The organism is Streptomyces sp. DH12 (genome assembly GCF_020873895.1).
Taxonomy (GTDB): Bacteria; Actinomycetota; Actinomycetes; order Streptomycetales; family Streptomycetaceae; genus Streptomyces.
The window spans coordinates 102,564-120,733 of record NZ_JAHWGT010000001.1; the positions used below are offsets into that span (position 1 = coordinate 102,564).

Consider the following 18,170-nt stretch of genomic DNA (forward strand, 5'->3'; position numbering starts at 1 on the left):
CCCGACGGGGCGGGGTAAGGCCCTGGAATGAGAGCACTGGTGATCAACTGCACGCTCAAGACCTCACCGGAACCGTCCAACACCGAGGCGCTCGCCCGGGTGGTGGCGCAGCAGCTGGAGGCGTACGGGGTGCGGACGGATTTCGTCCGGGCCGTCGACCTGGACATCAAGCCGGGCGTCACCACCGACGCGGGGCCCGGCGACGCCTGGCCGGCCGTCCACGAGCAGCTGCTCCGCTCCGAGATCCTCGTCATGGCGTCACCGACGTGGCTGGGCCGCCCGTCGTCCCTCGCCCAGCGGGTCCTCGAACGCATGGACGCGATGCTGTCGGAGACCGACGACCAGGGGCGGCCGGTCGCCTACAACCGCGTGGCGGGCGTGGTCGTCACCGGCAACGAGGACGGCGCCCACCACGTCGTCAGCGAGATCGCCGGGGCGCTGGGCGACATCGGCTACACGATCCCCGGACAGGCGTGGACGTACTGGCACCTCGGCCCGGGCGCCGGACCCGACTACCTCGACGACGAACGCGGCCACGACTGGGCCCACAAGACCGGCCGCGCGATGGCGGCCAACCTCCACGGCGTGGCGAAGGCCCTCCAGGTCACGCCGTTGCAGACCCCGCCGGACTGATCCCTCGCGGGCCCGCCGCGCGCACCCGGCCGCCTGGGCCGGGCGCGGGGCGGAGGCTCGGGGGCGGGGGAGGGCCGGGGGCGTGGCGGGTTCCGACCAGGCGCCCGGCGGGCGCGTCAGTCGAGGCTGCCGTTGAGGTACTCGTTGAGCGCCTGGCCGGGGCGCAGCACCGCCGTCCCGTCCTGGAGGTGGAAGCTGCCGAATCCCATGACGCTGACCGTCCGGTCGCGGCGCAGCGCCTCGGCGAGGGTCCCCGCGTCGACGACCGTGCCGAAGAGCGCCTCCAGGACCCGCCCGACGTCGTCGACGGACACCTGGCCGCCGCGTTCCGACGCCTTGCGGGCCGTGGCCTCCGCGAGCGCTGACCTGTCCACAAGCAGCTCCAAGCTCCGACAACAGGGTGGGGTCCTCCGCCCGCCGCACCACCGGCGGGCGGGCCCTTCGACGCTAACCGCTGCCCGGCACGGCCCGCACCGCCGGCGGCGGAGGGCGCGGCCGAACGGGCGAACCCGGGGCCCCGCCGCACCCGGCACGGCCCTCCGCGGGGCCGTGCCGACCTTCCCGTCCCTCGCGGCCCTCTCGGCCCCGGCCACGCCCGCGCCGGACGGTCCGGGTCCGGCACCCGGTGCAGCATCCCAGCTCAGCGGGGGAATCGACCCCCGTCCGCGGGGGTACGCGGCGTTCGTCCCGTACCACGAGGAGCGTGAGCCACATGGAGGAGACCGCGACGCCGCCGACGGCGACGGCAGCGCACGACGGCCGGACCGAGCTGCCGAACGTGAGGAGCCTGACGGAGCTTGCCGAGCTCCTGGAGCGTCACGGCTCCCTCTACGTCCGCTGGTCGCGGGGCCCTGCCGAGGACCTGCGGACCAGCCGCAGCGTCGACCACCTGACCGGGATCACCATGCCCGGCCTGTCGGCGAACCCTCTGGCGATCGAGACGTGGTGGGAGGCCCGCCCCGTCCGCCTGTGGGTGGCGCGCCGCCTCTACGACTACTGCCACCTCCGCCAGGAGCGCGGTGGCGACGTGCGCCCCTGGGCGCTGCGGGGCAGCGAGGTGGCACGGGGCCCGGACAACGAACCACTGGTGCGGGACGTGGAGCCGGTGTGCTGGATCGACCTCGCGGTGATCGAGGAGGCGCAGGAGGAGGTCGCGCGGCAGCGGCGCCCGTGGGGACCGATGCGCCGCGAGCCGTGAGAGCGGGGGGGGCACGGCATGTGACAGGGGGCACGGCAGGTGACGCGGGGGCGGCCCGGGATCCGGGCCGCCCCCGCCGCTGTCTCTCGCCCGCTCGCCGGTGTCGCCCGGCCGTCAGCGGGCCGGGGCGCGCTCGCTCCCCCCGGCGGCCCCGTACAGGTCCCGCTCCGCCAGGATGAGGGAGCGCTCGCGGACGCAGTCGGCGTGCACGACCACCTGGCTCGGGTCCAGCCCGTCGATCGCCTCCTGGACGGCCTCCAGGGCCGGCCCGTACCGCCGCAGCCGGCGCAGCGCCCCCGCCTTGCGGAACAGCGCCTCCGGGTCGAGGCCCCCGGCGAAGGCCGGCGCGTCCAGCAGGCGCAGCATGCGGTCCGCCTGGTCGGGCAGGTCCTCCCCGAGCCACAGGCCGTGCAGCAGGGCATGGACCACCTTGTCGTCGTCGCCCGCCCGGGCCACGACGGCGTCCAGCAGCGGCAGCCCCTCGGTGCGCGAGCGGCCCAGCAGGGCGAAGACGCGCATGGCGTCGCTGTACGGGTCGAGGTCGGGCAGCTCGCGGGGGCCGCGGCCGAAGAACTCCTCGATGGCGGCGCACCGGAAGTCGTACCGGAGCGTCGTGAGGAAGCAGTGCCACACGGCGCGGCCGTACGCGCCGCCGGGGTCGACCGACGCCACGTGGTCGTCGCCGAGGAAGAGCAGGGCGCTGCGGCCCTCCGCCCGGGCCCGCCAGGAGAGGTCGCCCGTCACCCGCGCCGACTCCACCCAGGAGGCCGAGCCCCGGGCGAGCCACAGGGCCGCCTCCCGTGTCCAGTCGCGCCCCGAGTCGATCTCCTCGGCGACGCGGGCGCGCACCATCACCCAGCCCCGCTCGCGCAGGGCCGTGTCCTCGGACGCGAGGGCCCGCTCCACGGCCTCCGCCGCCCGGGGCAGCCGCCACAGTCCGCACGCGGCCCGCTCGGAGACGGGGGTCCACCGCGGCGCGAGCGCGGCGACCTCATGGCAGGTGCGTTCCAACCCGGGGTCTCGGTCGATGTCCATGGGGCCCTTCCTGCGCGGTAGGGCGGGGCGGGGCGCGAACCGGCCGCGCCCCGCCCCGCCCTGCCGTGTGCCGTTCGACCGGTCAGTACCGGTCAGCGTCGGTCATTGTGTGTCGCGTTTCGGTCAGCGGACGTCGAACTCGGCCGGGTCGGGGCCGAGCCGCTTGCCCTCGTCGAGGGCGGCGAACGCCGCCATGTCCTCGGAGTCCAGCTCGAAGTCGAAGACGTCGATGTTCTCCCGGATGCGCGAGGGGGTCACGGACTTCGGGATGACGACGTTGCCGAGCTGGAGGTGCCAGCGCAGGACGACCTGCGCAGGGCTGCGGCCGTGCTTGCGGGCGACGGCGGCGACGGCCGGCACCTCCAGCAGGCCCCTGCCCTGTCCGAGCGGCGACCACGCCTCGGTGGCGATCTCGTGGCGGGCGTGGAAGGCGCGGGACTCGGCCTGCGCGAGCTGCGGGTGCAGCTCGATCTGGTTGACGGCCGGGACCACGGAGGTGGCGTCGATCAGCCGCTCCAGGTGCTCGGGCAGGAAGTTCGACACGCCGATGGCGCGGGCGCGCCCGTCGGCGAGGATCTTCTCGAACGCCTTGTACGTGTCGACGTACGCGTCCAGCGCCGGGACGGGCCAGTGGATCAGGTACAGGTCCACGTAGTCGAGGCCCAGCCGCTCCAGCGAGGCGTCGAAGGCGCGCAGCGTGGAGTCGTGGCCCTGCTCGCTGTTCCACAGCTTGGTGGTGACGAACAGCTCCTCGCGGGGGATGCCCGACGAGGCGATGGCCTGTCCGGTGCCGCGTTCGTTCTCGTAGACGGCGGCCGTGTCGACGCTCCGGTAACCGGCTTCCAGGGCCGTGCCCACGGCGCTCGCCGCCTCGTCGTCCGGGACCTGCCAGACGCCGAAGCCGAGCTGCGGCATGGCGACACCGTTGTTCAGGATGAGGGAGGGGACCTTGCTCACGGGCGGTCGATCCTTACGTCATATCGGTCGGTACATCCGGGGATCAACGATCACACGCGGTGACGCATTCCCGGATCGGTGCTTTCCATGTCGGGCCGACCGGGCGGTCCGCGCGCCCCGGCGTCCGGCCGGCCGTCACAGGCCGGCGGGGCGGGCGCGCGCAGGAGGGACGCCCTGCGGGGCGTTCCGCCGGAAGGAGGGCTGGTGCGCCGGACGGGCGCGGCGGTCGCGGCCGTGGCCGTGGCGGTGCCGTGCCGGACCCCGCGTATTGAACGCGTTCAACCACCTGTCAGGATGGGCGCTGACGCGGTGGACGCCCGACAAGCCGCCGCCCGCGGCGTCGCGAAGGGGGCCGGGATGGACGAGGACGGTCGGCACGGCTGGAGGCCGGCGGTCTCGGTGACCGTGCTGCTCCTGGCGGCGGCACTGGCGTCCGTGATCGGGTCCACGTACGCGATGACGCAGGAATCGCGCGTCGGCGGCCCTGACGGCGGGCCGCTGACCGTCCCGTCCCTCCTCGTCGTCGGGGCGGTCGCCGTTTCGTCGCGTCGGTTGTGCTCGTCCTGCCGGTGGTGAGGCTGAGCGGTGCCCTGGGGCGCCGGACCGGCGGCCGCCAGTCCTGGCGGTGGGTGCCACCGGTGGCCTCCGCGGTGGCCTTGCCGCCCGCCGCCGCGGGGGCCGCCGTGACCGGTGCCCGGGGCCCGGCGGGCTACTTCGGTATTTGGGCGCTCGCGGCGGTGGCCATCACCGCGGCGGCCCTGCTGAGCCGACTGCGGCGCCGCGGGTCGGTCGGCACGGTGGCGCTGTGGGGGACGCTCCTGGTGGTGTGCGCCCATGCCCTCTGCGGGATGGCGATCCGCACCGGGCTCCTGACGGAGTACCACCCGCCGCGGGTCGACAAGGCGTCCCTCGTCGGCACCTGGTCGGACGGCGGGGGCGGGACGCTGACCCTGGTCCTGTACCGGTACGTCGGCGACCCGGACGCCGGGGACCTGTACGAACTGGTCCGGCTTCCCGGCGGACCCGGACCCTCCGCGCCCTGACCCCGGCGGGCCGGCCCGCGACATCGACCCGGCCGCTTCGGTACGGCCCTTCGACCGCCCCGTCACCCGCGCGGCGGCACATGCGCACCGCCCCCCGGTGCGGCCGGTCGCGCATGGCGCGCGCCCGCTCAGCGCCGGTCGTCCAGGCCCTCCGCCAGCGCGTCGGCCAGCCGCCGGGCGCCCCGGTCGTCAAGGCCCAGCCGGAGCCCCTCGTCGTACGCCGCCTGCCACACCCGGCGGCGCGTATGCCCCGCTTGCTCCAGGGCGGCGGCGACAGCCGCCGCGTCGGGACGGCCCGCCCCACCCGGATCCGCCGCCTCAGGACTCCCCGCCGCGTCCGCCGCGTCCGTGCCGGTGGTGCCGTCCGGCTCGGAGCGTGTCCGTGCCCACCGGCCCCGGACCGCTGCGCGCGCCCCGGCGAGGTCGCGCACGGCCGCCGACCGGACGAGGTCCTCCACCATCGGCCGGAGCACCGCGCCCACCACCGCGAGGGCGTACGGCGAGAGCGTCTCCACCGGCTCGGCCGCCCCGCAGCTGCGTTCCGGGCCGGCGCCCATCCGGATCGAGCGTGCGCGCGCCGCGTCGAGCGTCCCCTCGGGGTCGGCGAAGTAGGCCGTGCTCTCGGCGTGGAAGGCCACCGATTCGTGCGGGGCGGCCTGTCCGATCACCAGGGCCGCGACCTCCCGCACCAGCGCCTCGTCCGCCCCACGTTCCCCCACGGCGTCCGGCCCCGGCCCGCCCGGCCTTCGGCGGCCGGTCCCGCCGCCCGGCGCGCCCCCGCGCCGCCGTCCGAACCGCTTGAGGAAACGCTCCACGATCCCTCCCCGTCGCACCCGTGTGCCGCCCCGCCCGTCGGCGCGTGTGGCCCCGCTGCCCGCAGAGGGTAGGTCCCGGCCGGCAGGCCGAAAAGGTCCCGCTCCGCGGGTCACGGAAGCGAACGGGGGCGCACGCCGCCGGCGTTCGCGTAAGGACGGCGTCACCGGACCGGCCGGAATCGAACGGACCTTGCGACCATGAGCGGGTGACCGATACTCACCTTGCCATCAAGGACCTGATCATCGACTGCGTCGACGCCGAACGGGTCGCCGCCTTCTGGGCGGAGCTCCTCGGCCGCCCCGTCGCGGCCAGGACCGGACCGTACGTCTGGCTCACCCGGGGGCCGGGGCCCGGGGTCGGCTTCCAGCAAGTGGCGGCGCCCACACCGGGGAAGAACCGCGTCCACTTCGATGTCGCCGCGGCGGACCCGGCCTCCGCGCGGCGGCGGATCGAGGCCCTGGGCGGCCGTCATCTGCGGGAGTACGCGGCCGGCGGGTTCCTCGTCATGGCCGACCCGGAGGGCAACGAGTTCTGCGTGATCCCGCCCGGCCCGTTCGAGGTCGACGACGACGACGGCCGTGCCGACTACCTCGGGACGGCCGGGAGCCCCGCGTCGGCCTGACCTCCCCGGCCGCGGCGGCCGAGCTTTCCGGAAGGGGTGATTCCGCCGCGAATCGCCCTGCTCGCAGGGGGTTTCACGCCATGACGCCCCGTCCGGAAACACCCGTAATGCCGGGAAGGGGTGGGCGGTGAGGAGTCTCACAAAAAGCCGAATCTGTTCGATCTTTCGGCTCGACATGGGTCAGGATCCGTGACGACGACAAGCCCTCGCCGCCGTGGCGGGGCGGTCCGGGCGGACGCCGAGTCCTGCCGCTGCCCGGATGACTGGTCGACAGATGTGAATCGGCAGGAGTGGAGGACCCAGCAGTACGGGACGTGTGCACCACGGCCGTCCCTTGGGGTGAAGCCGCGTCAGCGGCCGGGCAACTTCGCCAGCCCGAACCCGACAGGTCATCCTTCGCAGGCGGATGACGAAGGGTTGCGCATGACCGCGCAGATTCATGTCCCGTCCGTGCTGTCCAGGACCGGTACGGTCTCGGCTCTCACCATCGCCGCAGTCTGCGGCTCGCTCCTGGCCCCCGGTGTCGCCCCGCAAGCGGAGGCCGCGGCACCCGCGCCCGCCACCAAGGCGCTCAACGTGGCGGCTTCGAAGAAGGGCTCCCCGTACCAGTACGGGGCCGTCGGCCCGAAGCGGTTCGACTGCTCGGGGCTGACGCTCTACGCCTACAAGCAGGCCGGCAAGACGCTGCCTCGCACGGCGCAGCAGCAGTACAACAAGACCCGCCGCATCTCGGCCGGCAGCCGCCAGAAGGGCGACCTGGTCTTCTTCCACTCCGGTGGGCGGGTCTACCACGTCGGCATCTACGCCGGCAGCAACAAGATCTGGCACTCCCCGAAGGCCGGTTCGGTGGTGAAGCAGGAGAAGATCTGGTCCAAGGCGGTCTACTACGGCCGCGTGCGCTGACGGCCACCGCCGGCGCCGGGACGCCCGAACGTCCGAACGCCGGGGCGCCGGGACCGCGAGTGGGTCCCGGCGCCCGGCGCGGCCGCCCCGAGAGGGCCGGTCAGCCGAGGACGACGCACGCCGCGGCCGGCACCTCCAGCGCACCGGCCGGGCGCGGCAGCCCGGTCTCCGGTTCCACGTCGAACCACGTCACGTCGCCGGACCACTCGTTGGCCACGTACAGCCGGCGGCCCGCGGCGTCGGGCACCAGGTCGCGCGGCCACACGCCGCCGCAGCCCACGCTCCCCGCGACACGGGGCTTCTCCGCCCCGTCCTCCAGAGAGAGCGTGAGCAGGGTGTCGCTGCCCCGCACGGCCACCCACAGGAATCGCCCGTCCGCCGCGACCGCGACGACCGACGGGTGAAGCCGGCCGCCCTCCGGGGCCGGGTCGGCGTCCACCGCGACCTCCGCGAGCGGCTCCAGCGCCCCTGACGTACCGTCCCACCGGCACACCGTCAGCTGCGGGGCCAGCTCGTGCAGCACGTAGACGACCTCGCCGTCCGGGTGGAAGGCGAGGTGGCGCGGCCCCGAGCCCGCCCGCAGCGCGGTCCGCGCGTGCACTCGCAGGCCGCCGGTGTCCGGGTCGGACGCGCAGACGCGGACCGAGTCGGTCCCCAGGTCCACCCCCAGCAGCCACCGGCCGCCCGGGTCCGCGACGACCTGGTGCGCGTGCGGCGCCTCCTGCCGGTCCGGATCCGGGCCGGAACCCTCGTGCGCCAGGACCACGGGCGGCCCGCCGACGGCGCCGCCGGGCGCGAGCGGCAGGCTGCTCACGCTCCCCGAGGCGTAGTTCGCGGTCAACAGCCTGCCAGCGGCGAGCCCCACGTGGGTCGGCGCGGCGCCGCCCACCCCCACCGGCGGACCGAGCGGTGTGAGCCGCGGCCCGTCGACCCGGAAGGCGGTCACCGCGCCCGGATCGGCCTCGCTCACCGCGTACAGCACCCCGGCCTCCCGGTCGAGGGCCAGCCACGCCGGGTTCGGCGCCGTGTCGACCACCGCGACCGGGGCCAGCGACCCGTCGCCGGGGTCCACGGCCGCCACGGTGATGCCGCGGCCGCCCCCCGAGGTGTAGGAACCGATGTACGCCCAGCGCCCGCCGCCCCGCCTGCGGCCCGGCCCCCCGCCCCTACCCCCGCCCCGCGCACCGCCCGTCCCCCCGGTCCGGCCGCTCGTCCCGTCCGTCCCGTCCGTACCGCCCGTGTCTGCCGCCGGTGCTTCGCCGCCCACGGTGACCCCTTCCGTCGTCCTCGTCGTCCTACGGCGCCATCGTCACCGGGCGGCGCGCTCGCCGCGCGCCGGAGCCCTCCTCCGGGCGGTACGACGACCGGCGCGGGGGCGCCGGCCGGGCGAGATGCGGGCGCGGTCCGGCAGGCGCGATGATGGACGTACCGGAGGTCCGGCCGCGGTCGCGAGCGTTCACCCCCCGGGGGGCAATGGAGCACCGCCATGACCACACACAGGGTCGGCCGTGACATCACCGTCCTCGGGGACTCGCTCCCCGTCCCCGGAATGGGCTTCCTCACCGTCAACGCGTTCGTCCTGCACGCCCGTGAGCCCGTGGTCGTCGACACCGGACTCGGGCTCCCCGACCGCGACTTCCTCGCCCGGCTCGGCTCCGTGATGGACCCGGTCGACGTCCGCTGGATCTGGCTCACCCACCCCGACCGCGACCACACCGGCGGGCTCTTCGACCTGCTGGAGGCCGCCCCGGACGCGCGGGTCGTCACCACGTACATCGGCGCCGGGATCATGTCCACCGAGCGGCCGCTGCCCACGAGCCGGGTCTTCCTGCTGAACCCGGGGCAGTCCCTCGACGTCGGCGACCGCACCCTGTACGCCTTCCGTCCGCCGCTCTTCGACAATCCGGCGACCGTCGGCTTCTACGACGACCGCTCCCGCACGTGCTTCAGCTCCGACTGCTTCGGCGGCCCCATGCCGACCTCCGAGCTGGCCGACAGCGGGGACGCCGGGGCGCTGGACGCCGACCAGCTGGAGGGCGCGCAACTGCTCTGGGCGACCGTCGACAGCCCGTGGGTGCACATCGTGGACCGGGACGGGTTCCTGGCCGGGCTCCGGCCGCTTCGCGAGATGGACCCCGAGACGGTGCTCTCCGTGCACCTGCCGCCCGCTGTCGGCATCACCGGGCGGATGCTGGACACCCTGGGCAGGGCGCCCGAGGCGGACCCGTTCGTCGGGCCCGACCAGGAGGCGCTGGAGCGGATGCTCGCCGGCTTCGAGCCGGTACGCCCTCAGGGAGGCGCACCGGCGGCGTGAAGCGGGGCACCCGGGCGGTGCGGTCAGCCGGCGACCAGCTCCGGGTGGTGGCGCCGGGCCACCTCGGGGTGGGCGCGCACCCAGCCCTTCAGCTCGTTGCGGCCGTACTCGGCGTGCAGCGGGTTGGCGCCGTCCTGGGCGAGGCCCGGCGCGTGCTCCAGGTAGGCGCCGGGGACCGTCTCGACCACCGCGTCCAGCCGCGGGTTGTAGAAGAACGGCACGGAGAAGCGCTCGACCGCGCCCGGCGGGCTGACGACCCGGTGGTCGGTCGCCGAGAGGTACCCGTCGGTCGCTATCTCCAGCAGCTCGCCGAGGTTGACGACGAACGCGCCCGGGAGCGGCGGCACGTCCAGGTAGCCGTCGCCGGAGCGGACCTGGAGGCCGCCGACCTCGTCCTGCAGGAGCAGGGTCAGGAAGCCGTAGTCCTTGTGCGCGCCGACGCCCTGGTCCGCCCCGGAGGGGGCCGACCCGGGGTAGCGGATGAGCTTGGTGTGCAGGTGCGGGCGGTCCGCGAACGCCCCGTCGAAGAAGTCCGCCGGCGCGCCCAGGGCGGTGAGCAGCTCCCGCAGCAGCCGGTGGGCCACCCCGGCGAGCCGGTCCTGCCAGCCGAGGACCGCCGTACGCAGCTCCGGCAGCGCCGACGGCCACTGGTTGGGGCCCTCCAGCCACAGGTAGGCCGGGTCGCCGGGGCCCACGGGGACGGGCGCGCGCTCGGCGCCGACGTCCAGCTGGTCGCGCCAGTCGGAACGGCCCCCGGTGAGTTCGTGCCCGACGCGTGTGTAGCCCCGGAAGTGGGGCGAGTTCAGATTGCTCAGCGCCAGCCGATCGGCCTCCGGGAGAGCGAAGAACGCCCTGGTCAGCTCCATCAGGCGGGCCGTCTCCCCGGGCGGGACGCCGTGGCCGGTGAGGTGGAGGAACCCGACGTCTCGGGCCGCGGCGAGCAGGTCCCGGTGGAACGCGCCCCGGGTCGCCGGGTCGTCCGCCGCGGACAGGTCGATGACGGGCAGCGAGCGGGTGGTGGCGGCAGTCATGGCCGGCATGGTGGCCTTCCGTTTCGAGTGTGACGAGGCCCCACATCCCGATGATGGCGGGATAGCGGCGTACGGAAGGTGCCGGCGTGGGTGTGCCGGAAGACGTGCGTCCGCTGCAGGACCGGTGGAGAGGGGAGAGATCAGTCCTGGCGCAGACAGCTCATGGTCGTGACGCGCGCGTAGTCCACGTGGCGGCGCATCACGAGAAGAGTCACCCGCACAGCGTAGCGCGGGGTGATCGGGACGGCGGGGAGACGTCCGCCACAGCGGGGGCGGTTCCGGCCCCGCGTCGCCGAGCGGCACCCCGCCCCGGTGCCGTCCCGCGGGCAGGGGCGCGACGGCCGGAACAGGACGGTGAGCGGCGCGTACGGGCCGCCGCCCTGCCCCCGCCCGCCGTGCCGTGGCCGCGCCCGGACCGCCGCCGGCGAGCGCGCGTGCGGACGGGCCCGTACGGCGAGACGCCCCGCGACGGGTGTCACGGGGCGTCTCGCCCACCGCGCCGAGTGGCGCCGGGGGAGGGGACGGGTGAGGCTCAGCCGATCCCGGGGACCAGTCCCAGCGCCGGCGCCACCGGGGCGATGACCTGCCGGAGCTGACCCAGCTCCTGGACCCCCCTGAGCCCGCCGAACTGGTCCATGATCCGCGGCACCTGCGAGCGGTACCGCGGGTCGATGCCGCTGACCGCGAGGTCGTCGACCTGGCTGAGCAGGGAGGGGCCCTGCGGGCCGGGGGCGGGGACGAGGGCCGCGTGCGCGGAGGGCGCGGCCAGGGCGGTGGCCCCGGCGGCGACGGCGAGGGCGGCGAGAACGCGCTGCGTCTTGGTCATACCGGGATCAACGCCCCACCCCCGCTCAGGACACGGCCGGGTGCCGCGGCCGGTGCGCCGCCCGCCCGCCGGGGCAGGGGCGGTTCAATGTTGCACGAAGTGTTACAGGGGCGATACGTACCGTTAACACGGGCGCATTCCCGGCTCCTAGCCTGGGGCCGTCACCACCACCGACCGAGAGGACCCTCCCATGAACGCCCAGACCCGACGCGCGGCACGGACGGCCCGCGCGGCACGGACGGCGCTCGGCGCGGGACTCGGCGCCCTGCTGGCCGCGGCGACCGTACTGGCCCCGCCCATCGCGGCCGCGGCCCCCACGGCCTCCGAGCCCGCCTCCGCCGAGCCCGCCGCGCCGTGCGTGACCCACTGGCAGAGCTGGCGCTACACCCAGGTCGCCAACGACTGCGCCACGACCCTCGACGTGAAGGTCGTCTACGAGGACGGCGCCGAGGGCCTCTGCCACACCGTGCGGCCCGGCACCACCAGCACGGTCGGCGAGGGCTACACCGGCCGGCACGGCCACGTCGCGTACGTCGCCGCCTGCTGACCGGACCCGTCCGGCGGGGCCCTGGCCGTCACCCGATGGGCCCACGGCCCCGCGCCGGGCCGCGCCGGTGCGCCTAGCGTCGACACGACGGCCGACCACGGCCGCGTCGCCGCAGGGAGGCGCCCCATGGACCACCGCACCGCCGCGGCCCGCACCCCCGCCGGCCCCTCGACCGGCCGGCCCGGGCGGGGCCCGGCGTGAGGGGCGCCGCCCGGACCGTGCCGGTGAGCCCGCTGTACGGACGCACCGCCGTCGTCACCGGAGCGGCGCGCGGCCTCGGCGCCGCCCTCGCCCGCCTCCTGTCCGAACGCGGCGCCCGGGTGGCGCTCCTCGGACGCGAGGAGGAGACCCTCGCCCGGGTGGGGGACCGGCTGCCGGGCGAGTCCTCCTGCTGGGAGGTCGACGTCACCGACGACGCCCGCATGGCACAGGTGGCCGCCGAGATCGCCGAGCGGTTCGGCCCCCCGTCGGTCGTCGTCGCGAACGCGGGCGTCGCCGAGGGCGGCCCCTTCGCCGAGTCCGACCCGGCCGTCTGGCGGCGCGTCATCGAGGTGAACCTGGTCGGCAGCGCCGCCACCGCGCGCGCCCACCTCCCCGCCCTGTACGCGACGCGGGGCTACTTCCTCCAGGTGGCCTCCCTCGCGTCGATCGGCGCCGCGCCGATGATGAGCGCCTACTGCGCCTCCAAGGCCGGCGTCGAGTCGTTCGCCCACGCGCTGCGGGCCGAGGTGGCGCACCGCCGCGTCGGGGTGGGCATCGCCTACATCAACTGGACCGACACCGACATGGTCCGCGACGTCGACGCGCACGCCGTCCTGCGCGAGCTGCGCGGCCACATGCCGCCCCCGGCCCGCAAGGTGTACCCCGTCGACCACGTCGCCGGCCGGCTGGTCACCGCGATCGAACGGCGCCGCGCCGCCGTCTACGTACCGGCCTGGCTGCGGGCCACCCAGCTCGTCCGCGCCGCCATGCCGCCCGTGGTCACGGCGCTCTCCCGCAGGGAACTGCCCCGCCTCGCCGCCCGGCAGCCCTTCGAGCCGACGGGCCTGCTCGGACCGGGCGGCAGGGCCGACACCGCGGATCACCGCCCCACCGCCGGCTGACCGGCCGGAACGGCCCCCCTGTCGGCCATCCCGGTGAGCCGTATCCCGGCAGCGCGCCGTACCGGGCAGGGATGAGCGCATCCGTTCCCGTGCCGCGCGCGGAAGGACGGGGTGTGCAGGCGACGACGTCACAGCGAAGGGGGTTGCGCATGTTCGGCACCCGGACGACCGCGCCCGGCGGCGACGGCCGGGCCGGCGCGGGTGGTGCGCGCGAGGAGCCCCGCTCGGCGCGGGACGCCGCCGCGGCCGTCGAGGCGGTCCTCGCGGAACACCTCGGCGGGCGGCTGCGCGAGGCCCGCGAAATGGACCCGGTCTTCGCCCGGGACGTCGCGGGCCGTGTCGCCGCGTTCGTGCAGCGGGGCGGGAAGCGGCTGCGGACGGCGTTCCTGTGGTGCGGGTGGCGCGCCGCCGGCGGCGGCGGCGACCCCGCGGCCGTCCTGAGGACCGGCGCCGCCCTGGAACTGCTCCAGGCGTGCGCCCTCGTCCACGACGACGTGATGGACGGGTCCCCGATGCGGCGCGGCGCGCCCTCCGTCCAGGCCGAGTACGCCCGGCTGCACGACACGGGCGGCATGCGGGGCGCGCCCGGGGCCTTCTCCACCGCGGCCGCCGTCCTCGCCGGCGACCTCGCCCTCGCCTGGGCCGACGACCTGCTGGCCGAGACCGCCCTCGCCACCCCCCACCCGCGGCGGCTGCACGCCGAGTGGCGGGCGATGCGCGGCGAGATGGTCGCCGGCCAGTACCGCGACATCCACGCCCAGGCGACCGGCGCGTCCGGTGTGGGGGACGCGGTCGTCATCGCCGTGCTGAAGAGCGCCCTGTACACCGTCGAACGCCCCCTCGCCCTCGGCGCCACGCTGGCCGGCGCCGACGACGCCGTCCTGGGCGGGCTGCGCTCCGCCGGGCGGTGCGCCGGCCTCGCCTTCCAGCTCCGCGACGACCTCCTGGGCGCCTTCGGGGAGCCCGAGGTGACCGGGAAGCCCACCGGCGAGGACCTGCGCGGACGCAAGCTCACCTACCTCCTCGCCGTCGCCGCCTCGCTCGCCGAGGCGGCCGGGGACACGGAGGCGGTCGCCGCCCTGCGGCCCCCGGCCGGTGACGTCGGCGACGAGGGCGTCGCCCGGATGCGCGCGGCCATGGAGCGCACCGGGGCCCGCGCCGCCGTGGAGGCGCGGATCGGCGAGCTCGCCGCGCTGAGCCTGCGCCACTTCGCCGCCTCGGGTGCCGGGGCGGCGGCGCGCGAGGACTTCGCCGCGTCGGTGCGGGCGGCGGTCGGACCGGTACCGGCGGGCCCCGTACCGGCCGCCGGCATACCGACCGGGGCACCCACCCGCGCACGGGCCGCCGCCCCGGGCCGCGTACCGGCCGAGGCGCCGACCCACGCACCGCCCGACGTACCGACCGACGCAGCGCACACGGAGGGGACCGCATGAGGACCGTGCCCGGACCGACCGACCACGTCGTCGTGGTCGGAGCGGGGCTGTCCGGCCTCGCCGCCGCGCTGCACCTGCTGGGCGCCGGCCGGCGGGTGACCGTCGTGGAACGGGACGCCGGCCCGGGCGGCCGCGCGGGCCGGCAGGAGCTCGGCGGCTACCGGCTGGACACCGGACCCACCGTGCTGACCATGCCCGACCTGGCCGACGAGGCGTTCGCCGCCGTCGGCGACAGCCTGTACCGGCGCGTCGAACTGCTGCCGCTGCACCCCGCGTACCGCGCCCGCTTCGCCGACGGCTCCGCGCTGGACGTCCACACCGGCGCCGACGCCATGGAGGCGGAGGTGCGGCGCTTCGCCGGGCCCGCCGACGCCGAGGGCTACCGCAGGCTCAGGAGCTGGCTGGAACGCCTGTACCGGGTCCAGATGCGCCGCTTCATCGACGCGAACTTCGACTCGCCCTTCTCCCTGCTCCACCCCGACCTGGCCCGGCTGGCGGCACTGGGCGGCTTCGGACGGCTGGCCCCCCGCATCGGCTCCTTCCTCTCCGACGAGCGCCTGCGCCGGGTCTTCTCCTTCCAGGCCCTCTACGCGGGCGTGGCCCCCGCCCGCGCCCTCGCCGCGTACGCCGTCATCGCCTACATGGACACCGTCGCCGGCGTGTACTTCCCCCGCGGCGGCATGCACGCCCTGCCGCGGGCGATGGCCGACGCCGCCGCCGACGCGGGCGCCCGCTTCCACTGGTCGGCCGAGGTGACCCGGCTGGAACGCTCGGCGGGGCGCGCGAGCGCCGTCCACCTGTCGACCGGGGAGCGCGTCCCCTGCGACGCCGTGGTCCTCACCCCCGACCTGCCCGTCGCGCACCGGCTCCTCGGGCGGGCGCCCCGCCGGCCGGTACGGCTGCGGCACTCGCCGTCCGCGGTGGTCCTCCACGCGGGCACCGACCGCACCTGGCCCGAACTGGCCCACCACACCATCTCCTTCGGCGCGGCCTGGGAGGGCACCTTCGACGAGCTGACGCGCCGGGGCACGCTCATGAGCGACCCGTCGCTGCTCATCACCCGGCCGACGACGCACGACCCGTCCCTCGCCCCCGAAGGGCGCCACCTGCACTACGTCCTCGCCCCCTGCCCCAACACCACGACGGGTCCCGCGGCGGAGTCCTGGCACGGCCTGGGACCGCGCTACCGCGACAGCCTCGTGGCCGAACTGGAGCGGCGGGGGCTGGACGGGTTCGCCGCGTCCGTCGAGCGGGAGCAGCTGGTCACGCCGCTGGACTGGACCGCGCAGGGCCACGCGGCGGGCACGCCGTTCTCCGTCTCCCACACGTTCGCGCAGACCGGCCCGTTCCGGCCGCGCAACCTCGTACGCGGCTGGGACAACGTCGTCCTCGCCGGGTGCGGCACCACACCGGGCGTGGGCGTCCCGACCGTGCTCGTCAGCGGCAAGCTCGCCGCCGCCCGCGTCACCGGCGGCCACGCCGCCGCACCCCGGGGCCGGGCGGGAGGGGGAGCGGGCGCACGCCCCACCGCCGGTAACGCCGCGCGCTCGGGCACCGGTACCGGAGCCCCCGCGCCCCGCGCGAGCGCCGTCTCGCCCTCCCCGAAAGGCAGCGCCGATGACCCGTCGTGAACTGGACGCCGCCGGGGTCACCGACCCCGGCCTGCGCGCGGCGTACGCACGGTGCCGGCAGCTCAACGCCCGCCACGGCCGGACCTACTTCCTCGCCACCCGGCTGCTGCCCCTCGAACGACGCTCCGCCGTCCACGCGCTGTACGGCTTCGCCCGGTGGGCCGACGACATCGTCGACGACCTCGACCGCGGCCGGGCCCCCTGCGAACGCGACCGGCTGCTGCGCCACCTGGAGGACGACCTCGCGCACGGCCTGCGCGGCGGCGCCGGCGACGAACCGGTGGTCCGCGCCGTCGCGGACACCGCCGACCGGTACGGCATCGACCACCGCCTGTTCGCCGACTTCATGGCGTCCATGCGCAGCGACCTCAGCGTCACGGACTACCCCACCTACGCCGACCTGCGCGCGTACATGCACGGCTCGGCGGCGGTGATCGGGCTCCAGATGCTGCCCGTGCTCGGCACCGTCGCCCCCCGCGAGGAGGCGGCGCCGCACGCCGCCGCCCTCGGCGTGGCGTTCCAGCTCACCAACTTCCTCCGCGACGTGGGGGAGGACCTGGACCGCGACCGCGTCTACCTGCCGGCGGACCTGCTCGCCGCCCACGGCGTCGACCGGCCGCTGCTGGAGTGGAGCCGCCGCACCGGGCGCCGCGACACCCGCATCCGCGCCGCGTTCACCGCCGCCGAGGCCCTGACCCGGTCCGTGTACCGCGAGGCGGAACCCGGCATCGCCATGCTCGACCCGCGGGTACGCCCCTGCATCCTCGCGGCCCGCACCCTGTACGGCGGCATCCTCGACGCCATCGCCGAGGACGGCTACGCGGTGCTGCACCGCCGCTCGGTGGTGCCGCGCCGCCGCCGGGCGGCCGCGGCGGTCGCCGGACTGGCGCACGTCGTCGGCGCACGGGTACACGCACGGCTGGCGCCGCGCCCCCCGGCGGCGCCGGCACACGCAGGACGGACGGAACGGGAGCGGTGCGGCCGATGAGCGACGCCAGGGACGGGACGCGATGGACGTCACCGCTGCGGATCCGCCGGGGCCCGGGGTGGGAGGAGCAGCGGCCCACGTGGCGGGAGGCGAAGCCCGCACTCATCGCCGAGGCACTGAAACGCGCCTCGGCGCGGCCCTCCGGCAACTGGTTCGTCGTCGGCGCCTCACGGGACGTCGCCCCGGGCCGCCCGTACGGCAGGACCGTCGCCGGCGTCGAGGTCGTCCTGTGGCGGTCGCCCTCCGGTGAGCTGCGGGCCGGGCCGGGCGCCTGCCCGCACCTGGGCGCCCCGCTGCGGGACAGCCGCGTCGTGTGCGGGACGCTGGTGTGCCACTGGCACGGACTCGCCCTGGACGGCGGGCCGTCCGCCGGCTGGGAGCCCTACCCGGTCCACGACGACGGGGTGCTCGTGTGGGTCCGCCTGGACCGGGCGGGCGGCGAGGAGCCGCTGGAGCGCCCCGTCGTCCCGGTGCGCCCGGCGTCCGGCGTCGGCGTGGACACGGTGTTCACCGCCGTGGGCCGGTGCGAGCCGGAGGACGTGGTCGCCAACCGGCTCGACCCGTGGCACGGCTCCTGGTTCCACCCGTACTCGTTCGTCGACCTGCGCGTGGTGGACGTCCCGCGCGGCGAGGGGGAGGACGCGTTCGCCGTCGACGTCTCGTTCCGCGTCGCGGGCCGGCTGGTCGTACCGGTACGGGCGGAGTTCACCGCGCCCGAACCCCGCACCGTCGTCATGCACATCACCGAGGGCGAGGGGGCGACGTCCGTGGTGGAGACGCACGCCACGCCGCTCACCGCCGAGGGGTCGGCCGCCCCGCGGACCGCCGTGGTCGAGGCGGTCGTCGCCGCCTCCGACCGGCGCGGCTTCGCGCTGGCCCGCGCCACCGCCCCGCTGCTGCGGCCCCTCGTGCGCCGGGCCGCCGGCCGGCTGTGGCGCGACGACCTGGCCTACGCCGAGCGGCGCTGGGCCCTGCGCAGCACGGGCCGCTTCCCGGGGTGAGCCGCCGCTCGCCTCCCAGGTGAGCCGCCCGCACGCTTCCCGGGGTGAACCGCCGCCCGCTTCCCGGGGCGGGCCCGCTGCCGGCTGCC

General features: G+C 76.3%; 20 protein-coding genes and 1 riboswitch. Of the genes, 13 read left to right on the plus strand and 7 right to left on the minus strand.

Annotated features, from left to right (window positions below):
* Window positions 1-27 precede the first annotated feature (27 nt).
* Window positions 28-633 carry a flavodoxin family protein gene (locus tag LPA54_RS00490; RefSeq protein ID WP_228973023.1) on the plus strand — a complete coding sequence of 202 codons (606 nt, stop codon included), beginning with the start codon at window positions 28-30 and terminating at the stop codon, window positions 631-633.
* A 116-nt stretch (window positions 634-749) separates the two neighbouring features.
* Here LPA54_RS00490 and LPA54_RS00495 read toward each other — a convergent pair whose 3' ends face one another.
* Complete coding sequence (locus LPA54_RS00495; RefSeq protein ID WP_228973024.1) at window positions 750-1,019, minus strand: DNA-binding protein; 270 nt, start codon at window positions 1,017-1,019, stop codon at window positions 750-752.
* A 326-nt stretch (window positions 1,020-1,345) separates the two neighbouring features.
* Between LPA54_RS00495 and LPA54_RS00500 the strand changes: the two genes are divergently transcribed.
* Window positions 1,346-1,831 carry a DUF6098 family protein gene (locus LPA54_RS00500; RefSeq protein WP_228973250.1) on the plus strand — a complete coding sequence of 162 codons (486 nt, stop codon included), beginning with the start codon at window positions 1,346-1,348 and terminating at the stop codon, window positions 1,829-1,831.
* A 114-nt stretch (window positions 1,832-1,945) separates the two neighbouring features.
* Here LPA54_RS00500 and LPA54_RS00505 read toward each other — a convergent pair whose 3' ends face one another.
* Window positions 1,946-2,866 (minus strand): hypothetical protein, encoded by a 921-nt coding sequence (locus LPA54_RS00505; protein WP_228973025.1) that lies wholly within the window; start codon window positions 2,864-2,866, stop codon window positions 1,946-1,948.
* Window positions 2,867-2,989: 123 nt separating this feature from the next.
* Complete coding sequence (locus tag LPA54_RS00510) at window positions 2,990-3,823, minus strand: aldo/keto reductase (RefSeq protein ID WP_308112783.1); 834 nt, start codon at window positions 3,821-3,823, stop codon at window positions 2,990-2,992.
* 294 nt (window positions 3,824-4,117) lie between these two features.
* On the opposite strand from LPA54_RS00510, the gene LPA54_RS00515 reads away from it, so the two are divergent.
* Both LPA54_RS00515 and LPA54_RS00520 read left to right on the plus strand, forming a co-directional pair.
* The gene (locus LPA54_RS00515) at window positions 4,118-4,399 is read left to right on the plus strand and encodes a hypothetical protein (RefSeq protein ID WP_228973026.1); all 282 of its coding nucleotides are present in this window, start codon (window positions 4,118-4,120) and stop codon (window positions 4,397-4,399) included.
* Window positions 4,396-4,866 carry a hypothetical protein gene (locus LPA54_RS00520; RefSeq protein ID WP_228973027.1) on the plus strand — a complete coding sequence of 157 codons (471 nt, stop codon included), beginning with the start codon at window positions 4,396-4,398 and terminating at the stop codon, window positions 4,864-4,866. The genes LPA54_RS00515 and LPA54_RS00520 overlap by 4 nt, the downstream gene beginning before the upstream one ends.
* Window positions 4,867-4,994: 128 nt before the next feature.
* Here the strand turns inward: LPA54_RS00520 and LPA54_RS00525 are convergent, their stop codons facing one another.
* Complete coding sequence (locus tag LPA54_RS00525; protein WP_228973028.1) at window positions 4,995-5,681, minus strand: hypothetical protein; 687 nt, start codon at window positions 5,679-5,681, stop codon at window positions 4,995-4,997.
* A 206-nt stretch (window positions 5,682-5,887) separates the two neighbouring features.
* Between LPA54_RS00525 and LPA54_RS00530 the strand changes: the two genes are divergently transcribed.
* Together LPA54_RS00530 and LPA54_RS00535 are read left to right on the plus strand one after the other, a co-directional pair.
* The gene (locus LPA54_RS00530) at window positions 5,888-6,304 is read left to right on the plus strand and encodes a VOC family protein (protein ID WP_228973029.1); all 417 of its coding nucleotides are present in this window, start codon (window positions 5,888-5,890) and stop codon (window positions 6,302-6,304) included.
* A gap of 236 nt (window positions 6,305-6,540) precedes the next feature.
* Window positions 6,541-6,724: riboswitch (cyclic di-AMP (ydaO/yuaA leader) on the plus strand.
* Window positions 6,725-6,727: 3 nt separating this feature from the next.
* On the plus strand, window positions 6,728-7,207 hold the full coding sequence (locus tag LPA54_RS00535; protein WP_228973030.1) for a C40 family peptidase: 480 nt from the start codon (window positions 6,728-6,730) through the stop codon (window positions 7,205-7,207).
* 100 nt (window positions 7,208-7,307) lie between these two features.
* Here LPA54_RS00535 and LPA54_RS00540 read toward each other — a convergent pair whose 3' ends face one another.
* Window positions 7,308-8,327 carry a lactonase family protein gene (locus tag LPA54_RS00540; RefSeq protein WP_308112784.1) on the minus strand — a complete coding sequence of 340 codons (1,020 nt, stop codon included), beginning with the start codon at window positions 8,325-8,327 and terminating at the stop codon, window positions 7,308-7,310.
* A gap of 366 nt (window positions 8,328-8,693) precedes the next feature.
* Here LPA54_RS00540 and LPA54_RS00545 point away from each other — a divergent pair, with 366 nt between their 5' ends.
* Complete coding sequence (locus tag LPA54_RS00545; protein ID WP_228973031.1) at window positions 8,694-9,521, plus strand: MBL fold metallo-hydrolase; 828 nt, start codon at window positions 8,694-8,696, stop codon at window positions 9,519-9,521.
* Window positions 9,522-9,544: 23 nt separating this feature from the next.
* Here the strand turns inward: LPA54_RS00545 and LPA54_RS00550 are convergent, their stop codons facing one another.
* On the minus strand, window positions 9,545-10,552 hold the full coding sequence (locus LPA54_RS00550) for an isopenicillin N synthase family oxygenase (protein ID WP_228973032.1): 1,008 nt from the start codon (window positions 10,550-10,552) through the stop codon (window positions 9,545-9,547).
* Window positions 10,553-11,084: 532 nt separating this feature from the next.
* A complete protein-coding gene (locus LPA54_RS00555; RefSeq protein WP_228973033.1) occupies window positions 11,085-11,378 on the minus strand; it encodes a hypothetical protein in 294 nt (97 codons plus the stop codon).
* A 190-nt stretch (window positions 11,379-11,568) separates the two neighbouring features.
* Between LPA54_RS00555 and LPA54_RS00560 the strand changes: the two genes are divergently transcribed.
* The 6 genes from LPA54_RS00560 to LPA54_RS00585 all read left to right on the plus strand — a co-directional run bounded on the left by LPA54_RS00560 (window position 11,569) and on the right by LPA54_RS00585 (window position 18,081).
* On the plus strand, window positions 11,569-11,925 hold the full coding sequence (locus LPA54_RS00560) for an alpha-amylase (RefSeq protein ID WP_228973034.1): 357 nt from the start codon (window positions 11,569-11,571) through the stop codon (window positions 11,923-11,925).
* A gap of 218 nt (window positions 11,926-12,143) precedes the next feature.
* Window positions 12,144-13,028, plus strand: a complete 885-nt coding sequence (locus LPA54_RS00565) for an SDR family oxidoreductase (protein ID WP_228973035.1) — start codon at window positions 12,144-12,146, stop codon at window positions 13,026-13,028.
* A 149-nt stretch (window positions 13,029-13,177) separates the two neighbouring features.
* Window positions 13,178-14,461, plus strand: coding sequence for a polyprenyl synthetase family protein (locus tag LPA54_RS00570; protein ID WP_228973036.1), 1,284 nt, complete (start codon window positions 13,178-13,180; stop codon window positions 14,459-14,461).
* A complete protein-coding gene (gene crtI / locus LPA54_RS00575; RefSeq protein WP_228973037.1) occupies window positions 14,458-16,092 on the plus strand; it encodes a phytoene desaturase family protein in 1,635 nt (544 codons plus the stop codon). Before LPA54_RS00570 ends, crtI begins: the two co-directional genes overlap by 4 nt.
* Entirely contained in the window at window positions 16,079-17,080 is a 1,002-nt protein-coding gene (locus tag LPA54_RS00580) for a phytoene/squalene synthase family protein (protein WP_228973038.1), read from the plus strand. Before crtI ends, LPA54_RS00580 begins: the two co-directional genes overlap by 14 nt.
* Complete coding sequence (locus tag LPA54_RS00585; RefSeq protein ID WP_228973039.1) at window positions 17,077-18,081, plus strand: DUF5914 domain-containing protein; 1,005 nt, start codon at window positions 17,077-17,079, stop codon at window positions 18,079-18,081. The genes LPA54_RS00580 and LPA54_RS00585 overlap by 4 nt, the downstream gene beginning before the upstream one ends.
* The last annotated feature ends 89 nt before the right edge of the window (window positions 18,082-18,170 follow it).